Here is a 17,661-nt window from a genome sequence, read left to right as displayed (position 1 = left end):
GGAACCGGCCGGAAACGGGGCGCGTTCTCGTCTCGTCGCGGTTCAGCCGCCGCTCATCGTTCCTGTGTTATTTCCAGAGCAACATCAGTGTTCCGCGTATCAGGAGAAACCCTCATGGCTATGTCACGTTTCGGCGTTATCGGCCTCGTTCTCGCGGCGGGAATCGGCCTGTCGGCTTGTGCGTCCGACGGTTATTACGGCGGCGTATCGATGGGCTATGGGGGCTATTACGGCGACCCCTATTATGACGATTATTACGGCGGTTACGGCTATGGCTATGCCCCGTCTTATTACGGTTGGTACGGCGATTATTATTATCCCGGCACCGGCATCTATGTATACGATCGCTATCGCCGTCCGCATCGCTGGACGAGCAGCCAGCGCGCCTATTGGAACCGCCGCGCCGCGCAATATCGCCGCGACAATCGCGACTGGCGTGGCGACCGCAACGGCAATTGGAGCAACTGGAACGGCGGAAATCGCAGGCCCGACAACGCGAATCGCGGCGATCGCCCGCGCGGAGACGGTAACTGGAATCGCGGCGATCGTCCGCGGGGCGATGGGAACTGGAACCGTGGCGACGGGCGGCGTCCTACCACCTCGACACCGCGCCCTTCCGCCCCCGGCGCGCAGGCTCCCCAGGGGCGCCCGCCGCGTGCCCAGTCACCGCGCGCCGGCAATCCGCGCGCGCATTCGCCGCGTGTCAACGGCCAGCGCGGTACCACGCCATCGCGCGGCGGGCGCGACCGTCAGCAGCGGTGATCGACCGGGCCATGCTCCGCTCCAGCCCCTGCGCAGCATAAGGACGCGGGCGCCGGGGGCGGGGATGGGGCTCCGCCCCGCGCTGCGCGACTCTGGATCGGCTTTTGTTTGCCGTTATTTCCGAGTCGCCAGATGATTCCATCTGGCTCGATATCGCTCTAGGCGGGTCGCGTCCGGACCAGCCCGATCGAGATGAAGCTCAGGACCGGCTGGTCGTGCTGGTTGAACACCGTCATGCGGCTGCGGAAGCTGCCCATTTCGGGGCGGCTGCGTGACACGCGCTTGTCGAGAACCTCGGTGGCGCACGACAGCGTGTCGCCGGGATAGACCGGCCTGAGCCAGCGCAACTCATCGATTCCGGGCGAACCGAGCCCCGCCTGCCGGTTGTCCTTCAGATTCTCGACCACCATCGACATCGTCATCGCGCAGGTGTGCCAGCCGCTGGCCGACAGCCGCCCGAAATGGGTTTCCGCCGCGGCCTCGTCGGAAAGATGGAATGGCTGGGGATCGAATTTGCCGGCGAATGCCAGCACCTCGTCGCGGGTTACTTCATATCGCCCGAACCGCTGTTTGCGGCCGACCTCGATATCCTCGAAATATTGCATGGTTCAGCGCTCCTTGGACTGGATCAGGATCGATGTGAACGGGGTATCGGTGCCGTCGACGGCGGCATCGAGCGGCATCGCCAGCAGATCGCGCAGCAACGGCTCGACATCGACATTGGGGAAAGCGGGCAGCGTCTGGCCGCGTGCGAAGGCGGGTCCGTGTGCGACGAACAGCGCCGCCATATCGGGTGCTTGATTGTCATAGCCGTGATTACCGCCGGTGAACGGGGTGGCCGGCGTGGTCGGCAGGATCGACCAGCCGGTCTCGGCGAGGCAAAGGAACGGCGGGACGCGGGGATTGGCGCCGTATTGGAATCGCGCCGGAATCGCGGCCTTGCGCCAGCATTGCATGTGTTCGTGGGGGGCAAGCAATGCGACGGCGAGTGTCGCGTCGTTGCCCTCGGTCGGCACGAGCGCGGCATAGGGGCCGCTTTCGACGATGCGATAAAGGCCGGGATCGGCCACGCCATCGAGCGCGATCACGCGGTCGCTCGAGGTGGCGGCCATGCCGTGATCCGAGACGATGACGAGATTGGCGGGCTGGCGCAGCGTGGCGAGGCCATCGACGAGCATCCCGATCGCGGCGTCGGCATCGGCGATCGCGGCGGTGGTACGGGCATCGTCGGGGCCGTAGATATGCCCGGCGGTATCGACGGTATCGACATACAGCGTCACGAAGCGCGGCCGGATCGCGGCCGGGCGCCGCAGCCAATCGAGCACCGCGTTGACACGCTGCGGATTGGCAATCACCTGATTGAACTGCTGCCAGTCCTCGGGTCGGGTGCCGCCGCTGATGTCGTGCGGCCAGGCCGTGGCGCGCGTGCCGCCCCACGCGACATTGGCGCCGGGCCAGAACATCGTCGCGGTGCGGATGCCTGCTTTTTCGGCATCGACCCAGATCGGTGAGGCCGCGTTCCACCAGAAGGGATCGTCGCTGGCCATGGTGAAGGTTTCGCCGGGGCGCGCGGGGTCCTCCATCCGGTTGGCGACGATGCCGTGGCGATCGGGCACCTCGCCGGTCACCAGCGACCAATGGTTGGGGAAGGTCTTGGAGGGGAAGGACGGCGTCATCGGCGCGGAGACGCCGGCGGCGGCAAGCGCGTTCAGCCGCGGTGTCACCCCGCGGTTCAGATAATCGGGGCGAAAGCCGTCGATCGACACGAGGATCGTCACCACCGGCTTGGGAGTCGCCTCGGCCGAAGCGAGCAGCGCCGACAGCGGCGGCGGCGGTGCGGCAACGATGCAGCCCGAGAGGCCGATGGCCAGCATCGCGGCAAGAACGGCGCGTAATCGATTCATCGGCGTCTCCCGGGTAGCCGTGGACCTGTGGCTCGTCCTTCTATGGCGTTCGTGACAATTTGGCGAACGGGCGGCGGGTGGAGGTAACACCGTGAACCGCGCCGCGCACCGACCAGATCAGGCGATCAGACGTTGAAGCGGAACAGCATCACGTCGCCGTCATGGACGACATAGTCCTTGCCTTCCTGACGCAGCTTGCCCGCCTCGCGCGCGCCCGCCTCGCCGCCCAATGTAACGTAATCGTCGAAGGCGATCGTCTCGGCGCGGATGAAGCCGCGTTCGAAATCGGTGTGGATTTCGCCCGCCGCCTGCGGGGCGCGAGCGCCGGTCGGGACCGTCCAGGCGCGCGCTTCCTTGGGGCCGACGGTGAAGAAGGTCTGGAGGCGGAGCAGCGTGTAGCCGGCGCGGATCACGCGCGCGAGACCGGTTTCGCTCAAGCCCAGCTCGGCCAGGAAGTCGCCGCGCTCATCGGCGGGCATGGTCGCGATCTCGGCCTCGATCGCGGCCGAGACCACCACTGCCTCGGCGCCCTCGGCCTTGGCCTTGTCGAACACGCGCGCCGAATAGGCGTTGCCGCGCGCCGCGTCGTCTTCGTTGACGTTGCAGACGTAGAGCACCGGCTTGGCGGTGAGCAATTGGGCTTGCGCGAACAGCCGTTCTTCCTCGGGGTCCCTGGGCTCGACGAGGCGCGCGGGCTTGCCCTCGCGCAGCAGATCGAGCGCCTGCCCCAGCACGCTCGCGGCGGCCTTGGCCTCCTTGTCACCTTGCTGGCCCTTCTTGACCAGATTGGGCACGCGCTTTTCGAGGCTTTCGAGATCGGCGAGCATCAGTTCGGTTTCGACCGTCTCGGCATCGGCGATCGGATCGACATGGTTGTCGACATGCTGGATGTCGTCATTCTCGAAGCAGCGCAGCACGTGGACGATCGCGTCGACCTCGCGGATGTTGCCCAGAAACTGGTTGCCGAGGCCTTCGCCCTTGCTCGCGCCGCGCACCAGCCCGGCGATGTCGACGAAGCCGAGCTGGGTCTCGATGATCTTGCCCGATCCCGCGATCGCGGCGAGCTGATCCAGCCGCGGATCGGGGACCGCGACGTTGCCGACATTGGGCTCGATCGTGCAGAACGGATAGTTCGCGGCCTGCGCCGCGGCGGTCTGCGTGAGCGCGTTGAAAAGCGTCGATTTGCCGACATTGGGCAAGCCCACGATGCCGCAGCGGAATCCCATGGATACGTCCTTCGATTGGTTGTTCGCGCGGATAAGGCGTTTCGCCGCGCGATGCCAGCCCGGCCCGGCCGGTGCGAGCCGATGATGCGCGTTCAGGCCGCGAAGTGCACGTGCCCCCGATCGTCGATCGGCCAGGCCGGGTTCCACGCGATTTCCCACGCATGGCCGTCGGGATCGGCAATATAGCCGCGATACCCGCCATGCGGCGGTGCGTCGGCGGCGCGCAAAACGGTGCCGCCGGCCGCCGCCAAGCGCGCGATCAGCGGCGCGACATCGGCCTCGTGCGCGACATTGTGCGCCAGCGCGATCGCCGACGTGCCGCGCGCGTCGCGATTCATATCGCCCTCGAGCGCCGTGGACAGCCAGGTCGCGAACACGAAGCCGTTCATCTGATAAAAGGCGATCTCGTCATTCTCGAACACCGGCGCCCAGCCGAAGCCGTCTGCGTAGAAGGCCTTCGATCGGGCGAGATCGGCGATGCCGAGCGTCACCACGGCGATTTGTTGCTGCGTCATGCGGGGCCTCCCTGGTTCATCAACGATAGTTGAAGCTGATGCTGATCCGGTCTTCCTCGGCCATGTTGGGCATCACCTCGTGGCGCAGCCAGCTTTCCCACAGGAAGATCGTCCCCGCCGCGGGCTCGGCATAAATGAAGGGCTTGAGATCCTCGGGCGCGTCATCGTGACGGCCGGGGGCGGCCATCAGCATCGCCAGCCGGGGGTCTTCGAGCTTGAGCGCGCCCGACCCCGGCGGCACCGCGACATAGATCGTCCCCGAGACGACGCTGTGCGGGTGGATATGCCCCGAATGCGTGCCGCCGGGTGCGAGTACATTGACCCACAGGCTGTCGAGCTTGAGCTTCTTGCCGCCGAGATCGAACGCGCAGTCCTTGGCAAAGGCGGCGACGTGGCGGTTCAGATGGCGCACCAGATCGCCGATCCGCGGATCGCGCCGTGGCAGATCGTTGAGCGACGCGTAGCTGGTATAGCCATGATAGCCATGCGCCTCGGACCAGTTCTGCCCGGCGACATCCTGTTCGGCGAGGTCGAGGCAGGCATCCTCAAGCTCGGCGAGCAAGGCGGTGTCGTCGAGGGCGGCTTCATAGAAGCGCGTGGCGAAAAGCGAGCGGGTGGGCATGAAAAGGCACTGGTCCTGACTCCCCGTTCATGCCGAGCTTGTCGAAGCACCGCTCTTTCTTTCACCGGAAGGGAAGAACGGCCCTTCGACAAGCTCAGGACGAACGGGAGGTGGTGATACAGGGTCTATAGCGCACCGACGCATGGACGTCTGCGATCAAATCATCATCCCGTCGCCTGCGCGATCATCCACAATGCCATCGCCACCATCATCACGTTTTCGGTCAGCGAGACGAACCCCAGCGGCACGTTGCTGTTGCCGCCGACGCACGCGCATTTGATGTCGCGCTTGTCGATATAGACCGCCTTGAACACCGAGACTGCGCCGATTCCGCCGATGAACAGCGCGACCGGGATCGACAGCCAGCCGAACGCGTGGGTGATCATCAGCACCCCGGCGCCGGCCTCGGCGAAGGGATAGATGTACGCATAGGGCACCCAGCGCTGCGCGAGCAGATCGTAATTGAGGAACATCGACGAGAAACGCTCGATATCCTGAAGCTTGAGCATCGCCAGCGCACACATGCTGAACGCGATGAACCATTCGGCGGCGCGGACCGTGAAGGGCGTGCCGAGCGTGGTCGCGCTCGTCGCCAGCGCCATCAGCGCGGTCATCGCGAACAGCGCGATGACGGGGGTGTAGGAGGTCGATCCCGGTTCGGGCACGTGCTTGCCGAAGAAGCGGCGCAGATCGTCATTGCCGCCGATCCGCTCGCCATCGATGAAGGTCTGCGGGGTCGTCTTGACGCCGTGCTCGGCCTTGAACGCGTCGGTGGCCTCGCGCGTCGTCAGCCATTTGTCCTCGACCCGATAGCCGCGGCGTTCGAGCATATCCTTGGATTTCAGCCCATAAGGGCAGGTGTGGCCGGGCATCACCATGCGATAGAGTGTCGCGGTCTTGGGGGCGGCCATGCGTGAATCTCCGGGCTTGGGCAGGATGCGTCGGGCGCCTATCTAGGGTCCGTACCAAGGTACGGTTCAAGGGGTTTCTCGATGACGACGATCGGCGGGCTGGCGAAGGCCGGCGGGGTGGGGGTGGAGACGGTGCGCTATTACCAGCGCCGCGGGCTGATGGAGACGCCCGCCGGGCAATCAGGCGTGCGCCGGTACGACGCGACGGACGTGCGTCGGTTGCGCTTCATCCGGCAGGCGCAGGCGGCGGGGTTCTCGCTCGACGAGATCGCCGACCTGATCGCGCTCGACGCCAGCCGCGATCGTGCGCGGGCCCGCGATCTGGCACGCGAGAAGATCGGTGCGCTCGATGCGAAGATTGCCGAACTGACGGCGGCACGGACGGCGTTGCAACGGCTGGCGCGCGAATGTGCCGCGTCGGATGTGGGGCCGTGCCCGATCATCGCGGCGTTTGAGGTGGGGTGAGGCTGATCGCCGCCGCGGGGATTACCCCTGCAACCGCAGCGCTACGTCGTTCATGAAGCGGGCGTCGTCGTTTTTCGTCAGCCACTCGGCTTCGGCGGCGATCGCGCCGAGCATGTCGGATAGGGGGGCGATATCGGCCTTGGGGTAATTGCCGAGGACGTAATTGTGGACGCGGTCCTTGTGGCCGGGATGGCCGATGCCGATGCGGACGCGGCGGAAATCGGGGCCGATATGCGCCTCGGTCGAGCGCAGGCCGTTGTGCCCGGCGGTGCCGCCGCCCTGCTTCACCTTGACCTTGAAGGGCGCCAGATCGAGCTCGTCGTGGAAGACGGTGACGTCTTGCGGCTCGAGCCGGTAGAAGCGCATCGCCTCACCGATCGATTGGCCGCTTTCGTTCATGAAGGTGGCGGGCTTGAGCAGGAGAAGCTTTTGGCTGCCCAGCCGCGCCTCGATCGCCCAGCCGGCGAAGCGCTTTTTCGGGGGCTCGAAATCGTGCACCCCGACGATCGCGTCGATCGCCATGAAGCCGACATTGTGCCGGTTCATCGCATATTTGGCGCCGGGATTGCCGAGGCCGACCCAGAGCTGCATCCGCTTGCTCCCTCAACCGCGCGGTGCACGGCCTGCCCGATGCCGGGCGGGGGTGGGGGAGGCAGGCCGCTATCAGGCGCCGCGCCTCCCCGACCCGGCCCCTCCCCCGCAGGAGAGGGGCTTGCCCGTTGGTCAGGCTTCCTTGGCGCCCGCGGCGGGGGCTTCGGCGTCGCCTTCGGCCTCGGTCTCGTTGTCGCCTTCGCTCGACTTGAGCGCCGACGGCGCGACGACCGTGGCGATGGTGAAATCGCGATCGTCGATCACCGGCTCGGCGCCCTTGGGCAGCGCGACCTTGCTGACGTGGATCGCATCGCCGACTTCGAGACCCTCGAGCGAGATTTCGATCTCGTCGGGGATGTGCGCGGCATCGAGGATCAGTTCGAGTTCGTGGCGAACGACGTTGAGCACGCCGCCACGCTTGATGCCGGGCGCCTTCTCTTCGTCGACGAAGCGCACCGGGATGCTGACGGTGACCTTGGCGTTCTTCGAGATCCGCAGGAAATCGACATGGACCGGCCGCTCGGTGACGACATCGAAGGTCACGTCCTTGGGCAGCGTGCGCTGCGGCTTGCCGCCGACCTCGACCATGATCACCGAGTTCATGAAGAAGCCGGTCATCAGGAGCTTGTTCAGCGCCTTTTCCTCGACATGGATCGGGGTGGGGTCCTGATTGTCGCCATAGATCACGGCGGGCACGCGGCCATCACGACGAAGCGAACGGGAGGCTCCCTTGCCAACCCGATCACGCGTCTCGGCAGCGAGCGTCAGCTGGTCGCTCATGCTAATTCTCCGAATACGAATGAATATATCTGCCCGACCACGCCTCCAGGGATGACCATGACCGGAACCGCGCGCCTATAGGCGAAGCCGTGGCGACAGGCAAGCGCGCGGGGTTGCGGTTTGGATAGACGCCGCACCGGCTCGCTTCCCCACCCGAGCACTCAACGCAGTATTCTGTGGGTGGTCGGGTGGGGGAGCGGGCCGGTGCGGCATTATTGATATTAATACGCGATCCGCGTCGCGATCAGATGGTGCTTGGCGAGATCGGCGCGCACGCTGTTCTCGCCTGCGAGATGCCCCGCGCCGACCGCGACGAATACCGTCCCCGGCTGCTTCATCCGCCCGGCGATCCAATCGGCCCAGCGCGCGTTGCGATCGGTGAGCATCACGCGTTCGAGTTCGGGCGAATCGGCGAGCCCCTCGTTCATCAGCGCGGCCAGCGCTTCGTCGTCACCGTTGGACCAGGCGGCGACCATATCGGCAAACATCGTGCCGGCGTCTTCGGTCGCGTCGATCGTGCTGGCCAGCATCGTCATCTGCGCGGGCTCGGACAGGCCGTCGAGATAGTCGAATTGCTGCGCGATCGTCTCAAGCGCGGTGATCGGCTTGCCCGCTGCCTGTGCGGCCGTGGTCAGCACCTGCTCGGGGCCATGGGTGGCCTCATAGCCGAGCTTCGCGAGCGAGGTCATCGTCAGCGACATCGCCGCGAGCCACGGGTCCATCCGATCGAATGCTCCGGGCGACAGGCCGTTTGCGGTCATCACCCTGGCATAAGCGGCGCGCTTGTCGACGGGCAGCCGCTCGGTCAGCGTCGGGCCGGTGGTCGTGATGCCCTTGGCGAGGATGAGTTGCTGGACGCTGGCGGGATCGTCGGGCTGGATGAGCTCCATCACCAGTTCGTCCGAGGCGTCGAACGCGGTCTTCACCGCGTTGTCGAACCACGACAGGCCCGGCTTGAGGACATGGACCGTGCCGAACAGATAGATCGTGGTGTCGTCGTCCTTGACCACCCACAAGGCGGGATCGGCATCGGTCGGCGAGGACGCCGCGGCGGTTGCGGTCGCGGCGGACGAGTCGGCGGCCTGCCCGCAGGCGGTGGCGGGCAGCACGAGGAGCGCGGCGGTCACGACGAACGGGAACAGCTTCACGGGCATCAACTCCTTGCGGATCGCGTGCCGCTTAGGGGCGTCGCGCGCAACGGTCCAGTCGTCCGCTTGATTCCGCACCCGCGTTCCGGCAAGGCACGCGCATCCTATCGCACTGCAACAGGCGCCCGCCCGAGTGACCGAGCCGTTGAGCTTCCAGCGCATGATTTTGACGCTCCATGATTACTGGAGTGATCGCGGCTGTTTGATCCTCCAGCCGTATGACATGGAGATGGGCGCGGGCACCTTTCACCCCGCGACGACGCTGCGCGCGCTCGGCCCCGATTCGTGGAACGCGGCCTTCGTTCAGCCGTGCCGCCGCCCGACCGACGGTCGCTACGGCGAGAATCCCAACCGGCTCCAGCATTATTACCAATATCAGGTGGTGCTCAAACCCAGCCCGGCGGACATTCAGGATCTCTATCTGGGCAGCCTGACGGCGATCGGGATCGATTTTACCACCCACGACATCCGTTTCGTCGAGGACGATTGGGAAAGCCCGACGCTGGGCGCCTGGGGGCTGGGCTGGGAAGTCTGGTGCGACGGGATGGAGGTGACGCAGTTCACCTATTTCCAGCAGATGGGCGGGTTCGATTGCCTGCCCGTCGCGGGTGAGCTGACCTACGGGCTCGAACGCCTCGCGATGTACATCCAGAACAAGGATAATGTGTACGATCTCGCGTATAACGACGCGGGCGTGACCTATGGCGACGTGTTCCTTGAAAACGAACGCGAGATGAGCACGTGGAATTTCGAGGTCGCCGATACCGAGGCGCTGTTCGATCTGTTCAAAAAGGCCGCCGTCGAATGCGAGCGCTGCCTCGACGCGAAACTGCCGCTCCCCGCTTACGAACAGGCGATCAAGGCGAGCCACGTCTTCAACCTGCTGCAGGCGCGCGGGGTGATCTCGGTTGCCGAGCGGCAGGCGTATATCGGCCGCGTGCGCGATCTCGCCAAGGGTAGCTGCCAGGCATGGATGGAAAAGAACGGGTGGGCGTCGTGATGGTGGCGGCACATCCTCCCCGGCGCGGGGGGAAATGATGGCTGATTTCCTTCTTGAGCTGCGCTCCGAAGAAATTCCGGCGCGGATGCAGGCGAAGGCGCGCGCCGATCTGGCGCGGTTGTTCGCCGCCGAACTGACGCATGCCGGGATCGCGGCGGGCGATATCGTCACCTATGCGACGCCGCGTCGCCTGGTGCTGATCGCGCGCGATCTGCCGCTGGAGACCGCCGCCGTCAGCGAAGAAACCAAGGGCCCGCGCACGTCGGCGCCGCCGCAGGCGCTTGAGGGGTTCCTGCGCAAGACGGGTCTCAGCCAAGACCAGCTCGTCGATCGTGACGGCGTGTGGTTCGCGGTGCAGGAGAAGCCCGGCCGCAAGACGGCGCAAGTGCTGGCCGCGGCGATCCCCGCGATCGTGCGCGCTTTTCCCTGGCCCAAGGCGATGCGCTGGGGCGCGGCCTCAGCCTCGACCGAGAGCCTGCGCTGGGTACGCCCGCTTCAGGGCATCGTCGCCTTGCTCGGCGAGGAAGTGGTGCCCTTCGCGATCGCGGGGGTCGCCAGCGGGGCGACCACGCTTGGCCACCGCTTCCACCATCCGGATGCGGTCACGATCGGTTCGGCGGCCGATTATGTCGAGACGCTGCGCGGCGCCCATGTGATCGTCGATCAGGACGAGCGCGCCGCGATCATCCGTGACGGGGCGGCGACGCTCGCGGCCGAGGCCGGGCTCGAACTGATCGAGGATGAGGGGCTGGTGGCCGAGAATGCCGGGCTCACCGAATGGCCGGCGCCGCTGCTCGGCCGCTTCGACGCGGCATATCTCGGCGTGCCGCCCGAGGTCATCCAGCTTACCGCGCGCGTCAACCAGAAGTATTTCGTGTGCCGGGGCAAGGACGGGAAACTTGCCAACGCCTTCGTCTGCACCGCCAATATCGTCGCGGCCGATGGCGGCGCGAAGATCGTCGGCGGTAACCGCAAGGTGCTCGCGGCGCGGCTTTCCGACGCCAAATTCTTCTACGAGACCGATCTCAACGTGCCGCTCGACGCGCAGGCGGCGAAGCTCGGGCAGATCGTATTCCATGAGAAGCTCGGCACGGTCGCCGACAAGGTCGAGCGCGTGGCGAAGCTCGCGCGCTGGCTGGTCGAGGAAGGGATCGTTGCGTCGTCCCCCTCCCGCGTGCGGGAGGGGCCAGGGGAGGGCCTGTCCGCTAGCGACACGCTTGCCCCAACAAGCCCTCCCCCGACCCCTCCCGCACGCGGGAGGGGGGAGTTGGCCGCGCTCGCCGAACGTGCCGCGCGGCTGGCCAAGGCCGATCTCGTCACCGGGATGGTCGGCGAGTTCCCCGAATTGCAGGGGCTGATGGGCGGCTATTACGCCGCCGCGCAGGGCGAGGATGCGGTGGTCGCCGAGGCGATCCGCGATCATTACAAGCCGGTCGGGCAGGGCGATGACGTGCCCACCGCGCCGGTGACGGTGGCGGTGTCGCTGGCGGATAAACTGGATACGATCAGTGCCTTCTTTGGCGTTGATTTGCCGCCTTCGGGTTCCAAAGATCCGTTCGCCCTCCGTCGCTCTGCGCTTGGTGTGTTGGCGCTCATTATCCAAAACGATCTTCGCCTCGATCTCGTCGATCTTCTGCGATTGGCGAGCATGTGGTTGCGTCATTCCGGCCATGATCTCACGGGCTTCGAGGGCAAGACGCGCGACTTCTTCGCCGACCGCCTCAAGGTGCAGCAGCGCGAGGCGGGGGTTCGGCACGATCTGATCGACGCGGTGTTTGCGCTCGGCGGAGAGGACGATCTCGTCCGGTTGCTCGCGCGGGTTCATGCGTTGCAGGCGTTCGTCACCACCGAGGACGGCGCCAATCTGCTCGCGGGGTACAAGCGTGCGGCGAATATCCTGAAGAAAGAGGGGTGGGATCAGCCCGCTTCCCCGTCGAGCGCGCAACCCGGTGTGGGGCCGGGAGCCAGCGCGCCACAGGGCGAAGCGCTTGCGGATGGTTGGATGCCGGAACAAGTCCGGCATGACGGAATCCTGACCTACGCGCCCGAGGCCGAAGAAGCGGCGCTGATCGCTGCGTTGGCGTCGGCGGCGCCGGCGGCTGCGCAAGCCGTCGCGGCCGAGGATTTCGAAGGCGCGATGGCGGCGCTGGCGACGTTGCGCGCGCCGATCGATGCGTTCTTTGAGCATGTGACGGTGAACGACGCCGACGCCGACAAGCGCGCCGCGCGCCTCGCGTTGCTTGCGGGCATTCGCGAGGCCGTGCACGGCGTCGCCGATTTCTCGAAGATCGAGGGCTGAGCGGGAGCGCACCGGACCATCGATTTCGTCGTTTTCAACGCTCTATCCGACATCGTGCCGGAACGAGCATAGACCGCGCCTATCGAGCCGAAAACGGCCGGCGCACAACCGTGGGGAAGGCAAATAATGGCGCAATATGTGTACCGTTTCGGCGGCGGTGTTTCCGATGGCGGCGCGGGGGACAGGAATCTCCTTGGCGGCAAGGGCGCGAATCTCGCGGAAATGGCGGGAATCGGCCTGCCGGTGCCGCCCGGCCTGACCATCACCACCGAGATGTGCACGCGCTATTATGAGGAAGGCGAGACCTTCCCCGATTCGCTGCGCGCCGAAGTCGCGGGCGGCATCGCGCATATCGAGGGCATCACCGGCAAGCGTTTCGGCGATGCGGCCGATCCGCTGCTGGTATCGGTGCGCTCGGGTGCGCGCGTCTCGATGCCGGGGATGATGGATACCGTCCTCAATCTGGGGCTCAACGACCAGACGGTTGCCGGGCTCGCCGCCAAGGCGGGCGACGAGCGGTTCGCGTGGGACAGCTATCGCCGCTTCATCCAGATGTATTCGGATGTGGTGCTCGGGCTCGATCACGGGGCGTTCGAGGAAGCGCTCGAAATCGCCAAGGAAGATCGCGGCTACAGCCTCGATACCGAGATGAGCGCCGACGACTGGAAGGGGCTCGTCGCCGAATATAAAGCGGTGGTCGAACGCGAATGGGGCAAGCCCTTCCCGCAGGACGTCAACGACCAATTGTGGGGCGCGATCGGTGCCGTGTTCGGCTCGTGGCAGTCCGAGCGCGCCAAGGTCTATCGCCGGCTCAACCATATTTCGGGCGATTGGGGCACCGCGGTCAACGTCCAGGCGATGGTGTTCGGCAATATGGGCGATACCTCGGCGACGGGCGTTGCGTTCACGCGCGATCCGGCAACCGGCGAAGCGGCCTATTATGGCGAATTCCTGATCAACGCGCAGGGCGAGGATGTGGTCGCGGGCATCCGCACGCCGCAATATCTGACCCATGCCGCCCGCGCGGCGGCGGGGGCAAAGGCCGCGTCGATGGAAGAGGCGATGCCCGAGACCTTTGCCGAGCTGGCCAAGGTCTTCCGGTTGCTCGAAGACCATTATCGCGACATGCAGGACATCGAGTTCACCGTCGAGCGCGGTACCTTGTGGATGCTCCAGACGCGCAGCGGCAAGCGCACCGCCAAGGCCGCGCTCAAGATCGCGGTCGATATGGCGACCGAGGGGCTGATCACCGAGGAAGAGGCCGTCGCGCGCGTCGATCCGGCGGCGCTCGATCAGTTGCTGCACCCGACGCTCGACCCGCAAGCGGTGCGCGACGTGCTCACCAAGGGCCTCCCCGCGAGCCCCGGTGCCGCATCGGGGGCTGCGGTGTTCGACAGCGATACCGCCGAACGCCGTGCCAATGACGGCGAGGCGGTCATCCTGGTGCGGGTCGAGACCAGCCCCGAGGACATCCACGGAATGCATGCCGCCAAGGGTATCCTGACCGCGCGCGGCGGGATGACCAGCCACGCCGCCGTCGTGGCGCGCGGCATGGGGCGGCCGTGCGTATCGGGGGCGGGTACGCTCTCGATCGATGCCAAGGCCCGCGTGATGCGGATCGGCCAGCGCGAGATCAAGGAAGGCGAGACGATCACGATCGACGGCGCCACCGGCGAGGTGATGGCGGGCGCGGTGCCGACCGTGCAGCCCGAGCTTGCGGGCGATTTCGGCACGTTGATGGTGTGGGCCGACAAGGTCCGCCGGCTCAAGATCCGCGCCAATGCCGAAACCCCGGCCGATTGCCGGACCGCGCGCGAATTCGGTGCCGAAGGCGTGGGGCTGTGCCGCACCGAACATATGTTCTTCGATGCCGCGCGCATCACCGCGGTGCGCCAGATGATCCTTGCCGCCGACGAGCAGGGGCGGCGCGCCGCGCTCGACAAATTGCTCCCCGAACAGCGGGCCGACTTCACCCAGATTTTCGAGGTGATGGCGGGGTTGCCGGTGACGATCCGGTTGCTCGATCCGCCGCTGCACGAATTCCTGCCGCACGAGGAATCCGAATTCGCCGAGGTCGCCGCAGCGGCCGGGGTCGATGTCGAGACGCTCAAGCGCCGCGCCGCCGAACTCCACGAGTTCAACCCGATGCTCGGGCATCGCGGGTGCCGGCTGGGCGTGACCTATCCCGAAATCTACGAGATGCAGGCGCGTGCGATCTTCGAGGCGGCGTGCGACGTTGCGGCGAAATCGGGCTCAGAGTCTCATGGGGCGGTGGTGCCCGAAGTGATGGTGCCGCTCGTCGCTACACGGCGCGAGCTGGAGCTGATGAAGGCGGTGGTCGACAAGGCCGCCGAGGCGGTGTTCGCGGAGCGGGGCCGGCGCCTCGATTATCTCGTCGGGACGATGATCGAACTGCCGCGCGCCGCGCTCAAGGCGGGCGAGATCGCCGAGGTCGGCGCGTTCTTCTCGTTCGGCACCAACGACCTGACGCAGACCACGCTGGGCGTCAGCCGCGACGATGCCGGCCGCTTCCTGACCACTTATGTCGATCGCGGCATCTATGCGACCGACCCGTTCGTCAGCCTCGATGTCGAGGGCGTCGGCGAACTGATCGAGATCGCCGCCGAGCGCGGACGCACGACGCGCCCCGACATCAAGCTCGGCATCTGCGGCGAGCATGGCGGCGATCCCGCCTCGATCCACTTCTGCGAGGCGCTGGGGCTCGATTACGTCAGTGCGTCGCCCTACCGTGTGCCGATCGCCCGGCTCGCGGCGGCACAGGCGGCGTTGAAGAAGCGCTGAGCGTTCGCGCCCGCCATCCCGGCCTGCGCGCCGGGGTGGCGGGCAGTCAGGTCAGGCGGCGGCGTTGCCTTCGCGCAGCATCCGGGCGAGCGCACGCCAGCGTTGCTCGCCGATCGTGCCGTCGGGGACGCCGATTTCGCGTTCGAGCGCGGTCTCGGCATTGGCCGGGATCGCCTCGATATCGGCGAAGCTGCGGATTCCGGCGGCACGCAGCCGATTGGCGAGCATCGCGTCGATGCCGCGAATCCGTGTCAGATCGTCATCGTCGCCCGCGCCGAGCCATGGGCCACGCGCCGGTGCGCCCATCGGGAGTGCGGCCGCGGGCACCGCGACGCGTGCATGGCCCAGCGCGGCATTCTCCCGCTCGAGCGCGTCGATCCGCGCGTCGGCCTGGTCGCGATAGGCGGCGTGCGCTTCGCGCTCGGCCTCGTAGCGGTCGCGCCATTTGCGGCCGCCGGGGTGGCTTGCGAGCCCGAACAGCCAGCCCGCGACCAAGAGCAGGGCCAGCACGGCATATTGGGTCGGCGTGGTGAACAACATCGTCGAGCGCTCCCAAGGGTTACGGGGCGTCAACGATGCGGCGTCGCCCGCGTTCCCTCGGGGGAGCGGGCCGGCGCCGCAAGCCACGCAAATGACTTACATCAATTGGTGAGCAGCGCGTCCTTGATCGAGCACGCCGCCGGCCCGAGGATGACCACGAACAGCGTCGGCAGGATGAACAGGATCAACGGCACCGTCATGATCGCGGGCAGCCGGGCGGCCTTTTCCTCGGCGCGCATCATCCGTTCGTTGCGGAATTCAGCCGACAGCACGCGCAGCGCCGAGGCGAGCGGGGTGCCGTATTTCTCGGTCTGGATCATCGTCGTCACGACGCCCTTGACCGCATCGAGATCGACGCGCTGGGCGAGGTTTTCGAATGCCTGCCGACGATCCGACAGAAACCCCAGCTCGATCGCGGTCAGCGTGAATTCGTCACCCAGCTCGGGATAGGCGCGCCCGAGTTCGCGCGCGACGCGGTGGAAGGCGGCGTCGACCGTCAGCCCCGCCTCGGCGCAGATGACGAGCAGATCGAGCGCGTCGGGCAGGCCCTTGCGGATCGCATCGGTGCGCTTGGTGATCTTGTTCTTGAGATAGATGTCGGGTGCCTTGTAGGCGAGGATGAACGCGCCGGCGACGACGCCGTAACGCTTGAGCGCGCTCCATTCGGCGAGCCCGCCCATGCCGTAGACCCATAGCGCCATGCCGCCGCCGATCACGATCGGCAGCACCAGCCGGCCGAAGATCACCGCAACGGCATATTCCTTCCGGCGGATGCCGGCCTGCATCAGCTTGATCTGCGCGGTCTTGACCTGGCTGTCCTGCAACACCTTGAGCGACGACAGGAAGCTGCGGATGCGATCGGTGGTCTGGTTGTGGCGCACCAGCTTGGCGCGGCGCTTCGAGGTCGAGGCGGTGATGCCCGCCTTCAACTGCTCGCGCCGGTCGTTGAGCGCCTTGACGCGCTTCGCCATCGGATCGCGCACGGTGGTGGCCGCGTAGATCGCGAGCAGCACCGCGAAGGCGGCGACGCCCGACAAGAGCGTCGCGACCCACAGAACGTCGACTCCAAGAAGGGTTGGTCCGCCGGTTTCAGCCATAATCGTCGCCGTCTCCCGTCAGATCTCGAAATTGACCATCTTGGCCATGATGAAGGCACCGATGCCCATCCAGATCAGCCCGCCGATGCCCGCGACCATCAGCCGCGGGTCGATGAAGAAGTTCTGCATATATTCGCCGTTGATCATCAGGATCAGGAAGAACACGATGAACGGCAGCGAGCCGACGATATAGGCCGAGGCCTTGGATTCGGACGACATCGCCTTGATCTTGAGTTTCATCTGCCCGCGCTGGCGCAGCACGGTTGCGAGGTTGGCGAGCGTCTCGGCGAGGTTGCCGCCGGTTTCGCGCTGGATCGCGATCGAAATGACGAAGAACTGGAATTCGGGCGTGTTGAGCCGGTCGGCGGTTTCCTGGAGCGCGACATCCATCGTGCGGCCGATCTTCATCTTGTCGGAAACCGCGCGGAATTCCTCGCCGACCGGGCCATCGACCTCGTTGCCGACGACGGTCATCGTTTCCGAAATCGGCAGCCCCGACCGCAGCCCGCGCACGAGCAGTTCGATCGCGTCGGGAAATTTGGCGGTGAATTTGTTGACGCGGCGCTGGATCGTCTTGCCGACCACGAAATGCGGAATGCCCAGCCCGAGGAATACGCCGAGGAACAGCCCGAGCAGCAGCGGCATACCCTTGAGCCACAGCACGAGGCCGACGAGCAGGGTGATACCGAGCGATACCATGCCATATTGGCCGAGCGTCCAGCTCTGGCCGGTCATGGCCAGCCGTTTCTTGAGCAGCGCCGGGCGCGGCAGCAGCCGCATCGCGGCGGCATCCACGCGCGTCGAGCGGTCCGCGGTAATCTTGCGCAGTCGAGCCTCGACCACCGCGGCCGCCGAACCCGAATGGCGTTCGCGCACGAGCTGGAGGCGGCGTGCGCTGGCCTTGGCCGGCGACGGGCCAGCGAAGGCGAACGCGACCAGCGCCACCACCACAAGGGCCCCTATGGCCATCAACATCAACGGCAAGATCGCCATGGTCGT

At 66.3% G+C, this 17,661-nt stretch carries 17 protein-coding genes; 5 read left to right on the top strand and 12 right to left on the bottom strand.

Going from position 1 to position 17,661, the window contains the following annotated elements:
• The first annotated feature begins 114 nt into the window (after nt 1-114).
• Nucleotides 115-762, top strand: coding sequence for a hypothetical protein (locus NFE57_RS00555; protein ID WP_252133610.1), 648 nt, complete (start codon nt 115-117; stop codon nt 760-762).
• Between the two features lie 158 nt (nt 763-920).
• On the opposite strand, the gene NFE57_RS00550 is transcribed toward NFE57_RS00555, so the two are convergent.
• The 6 genes from NFE57_RS00550 to NFE57_RS00525 form a co-directional block, all read right to left on the bottom strand.
• Complete coding sequence (locus tag NFE57_RS00550; protein ID WP_252133609.1) at nt 921-1,367, bottom strand: MaoC family dehydratase; 447 nt, start codon at nt 1,365-1,367, stop codon at nt 921-923.
• Nucleotides 1,368-1,370: 3 nt separating this feature from the next.
• On the bottom strand, nt 1,371-2,666 hold the full coding sequence (locus NFE57_RS00545) for an alkaline phosphatase family protein (RefSeq protein WP_252133608.1): 1,296 nt from the start codon (nt 2,664-2,666) through the stop codon (nt 1,371-1,373).
• Between the two features lie 125 nt (nt 2,667-2,791).
• Entirely contained in the window at nt 2,792-3,892 is a 1,101-nt protein-coding gene (ychF, locus tag NFE57_RS00540; RefSeq protein ID WP_252133607.1) for a redox-regulated ATPase YchF, read from the bottom strand.
• Nucleotides 3,893-3,984: 92 nt separating this feature from the next.
• Nucleotides 3,985-4,407 (bottom strand): VOC family protein, encoded by a 423-nt coding sequence (locus NFE57_RS00535; protein WP_252133606.1) that lies wholly within the window; start codon nt 4,405-4,407, stop codon nt 3,985-3,987.
• A gap of 19 nt (nt 4,408-4,426) precedes the next feature.
• Nucleotides 4,427-5,029, bottom strand: coding sequence for a TIGR02466 family protein (locus NFE57_RS00530; RefSeq protein WP_252133605.1), 603 nt, complete (start codon nt 5,027-5,029; stop codon nt 4,427-4,429).
• Nucleotides 5,030-5,193: 164 nt separating this feature from the next.
• A complete protein-coding gene (locus NFE57_RS00525; RefSeq protein WP_252133604.1) occupies nt 5,194-5,940 on the bottom strand; it encodes a MauE/DoxX family redox-associated membrane protein in 747 nt (248 codons plus the stop codon).
• An 81-nt stretch (nt 5,941-6,021) separates the two neighbouring features.
• On the opposite strand from NFE57_RS00525, the gene NFE57_RS00520 reads away from it, so the two are divergent.
• A complete protein-coding gene (locus NFE57_RS00520) occupies nt 6,022-6,405 on the top strand; it encodes a MerR family transcriptional regulator (RefSeq protein ID WP_252133603.1) in 384 nt (127 codons plus the stop codon).
• Nucleotides 6,406-6,426: 21 nt separating this feature from the next.
• Here the strand turns inward: NFE57_RS00520 and pth are convergent, their stop codons facing one another.
• From pth to NFE57_RS00505, 3 genes are all read right to left on the bottom strand, one after another.
• Complete coding sequence (gene pth, locus NFE57_RS00515; RefSeq protein WP_252133602.1) at nt 6,427-6,996, bottom strand: aminoacyl-tRNA hydrolase; 570 nt, start codon at nt 6,994-6,996, stop codon at nt 6,427-6,429.
• A gap of 132 nt (nt 6,997-7,128) precedes the next feature.
• Nucleotides 7,129-7,776 carry a 50S ribosomal protein L25/general stress protein Ctc gene (locus NFE57_RS00510; RefSeq protein WP_252133601.1) on the bottom strand — a complete coding sequence of 216 codons (648 nt, stop codon included), beginning with the start codon at nt 7,774-7,776 and terminating at the stop codon, nt 7,129-7,131.
• A 221-nt stretch (nt 7,777-7,997) separates the two neighbouring features.
• On the bottom strand, nt 7,998-8,930 hold the full coding sequence (locus NFE57_RS00505) for a TraB/GumN family protein (protein WP_382279061.1): 933 nt from the start codon (nt 8,928-8,930) through the stop codon (nt 7,998-8,000).
• A 154-nt stretch (nt 8,931-9,084) separates the two neighbouring features.
• On the opposite strand from NFE57_RS00505, the gene NFE57_RS00500 reads away from it, so the two are divergent.
• From NFE57_RS00500 to ppdK, 3 genes are all read left to right on the top strand, one after another.
• Nucleotides 9,085-9,924: a glycine--tRNA ligase subunit alpha gene (locus NFE57_RS00500; RefSeq protein WP_252133893.1), complete on the top strand. Its 840-nt coding sequence runs from the start codon at nt 9,085-9,087 to the stop codon at nt 9,922-9,924.
• Between the two features lie 37 nt (nt 9,925-9,961).
• The gene (glyS, locus tag NFE57_RS00495) at nt 9,962-12,223 is read left to right on the top strand and encodes a glycine--tRNA ligase subunit beta (protein ID WP_252133599.1); all 2,262 of its coding nucleotides are present in this window, start codon (nt 9,962-9,964) and stop codon (nt 12,221-12,223) included.
• A gap of 126 nt (nt 12,224-12,349) precedes the next feature.
• A complete protein-coding gene (gene ppdK, locus NFE57_RS00490) occupies nt 12,350-15,025 on the top strand; it encodes a pyruvate, phosphate dikinase (protein WP_252133598.1) in 2,676 nt (891 codons plus the stop codon).
• A gap of 51 nt (nt 15,026-15,076) precedes the next feature.
• Here the strand turns inward: ppdK and NFE57_RS00485 are convergent, their stop codons facing one another.
• The 3 genes from NFE57_RS00485 to NFE57_RS00475 form a co-directional block, all read right to left on the bottom strand.
• Nucleotides 15,077-15,565, bottom strand: coding sequence for a helix-hairpin-helix domain-containing protein (locus tag NFE57_RS00485; RefSeq protein WP_252133597.1), 489 nt, complete (start codon nt 15,563-15,565; stop codon nt 15,077-15,079).
• Between the two features lie 101 nt (nt 15,566-15,666).
• Nucleotides 15,667-16,662, bottom strand: coding sequence for a type II secretion system F family protein (locus NFE57_RS00480; RefSeq protein WP_252133596.1), 996 nt, complete (start codon nt 16,660-16,662; stop codon nt 15,667-15,669).
• Nucleotides 16,663-16,680: 18 nt separating this feature from the next.
• Complete coding sequence (locus NFE57_RS00475) at nt 16,681-17,655, bottom strand: type II secretion system F family protein (protein WP_252133595.1); 975 nt, start codon at nt 17,653-17,655, stop codon at nt 16,681-16,683.
• Between the last annotated feature and the right edge of the window lie 6 nt (nt 17,656-17,661).

It is taken from the genome of Hephaestia sp. MAHUQ-44 (genome assembly GCF_023806085.1).
Classification (GTDB): Bacteria; Pseudomonadota; Alphaproteobacteria; order Sphingomonadales; family Sphingomonadaceae; genus Sphingomonas.
The sequence above is the reverse complement of the archived record's forward strand: the minus strand, read 5'-3'. Positions and strand labels throughout refer to the sequence as shown.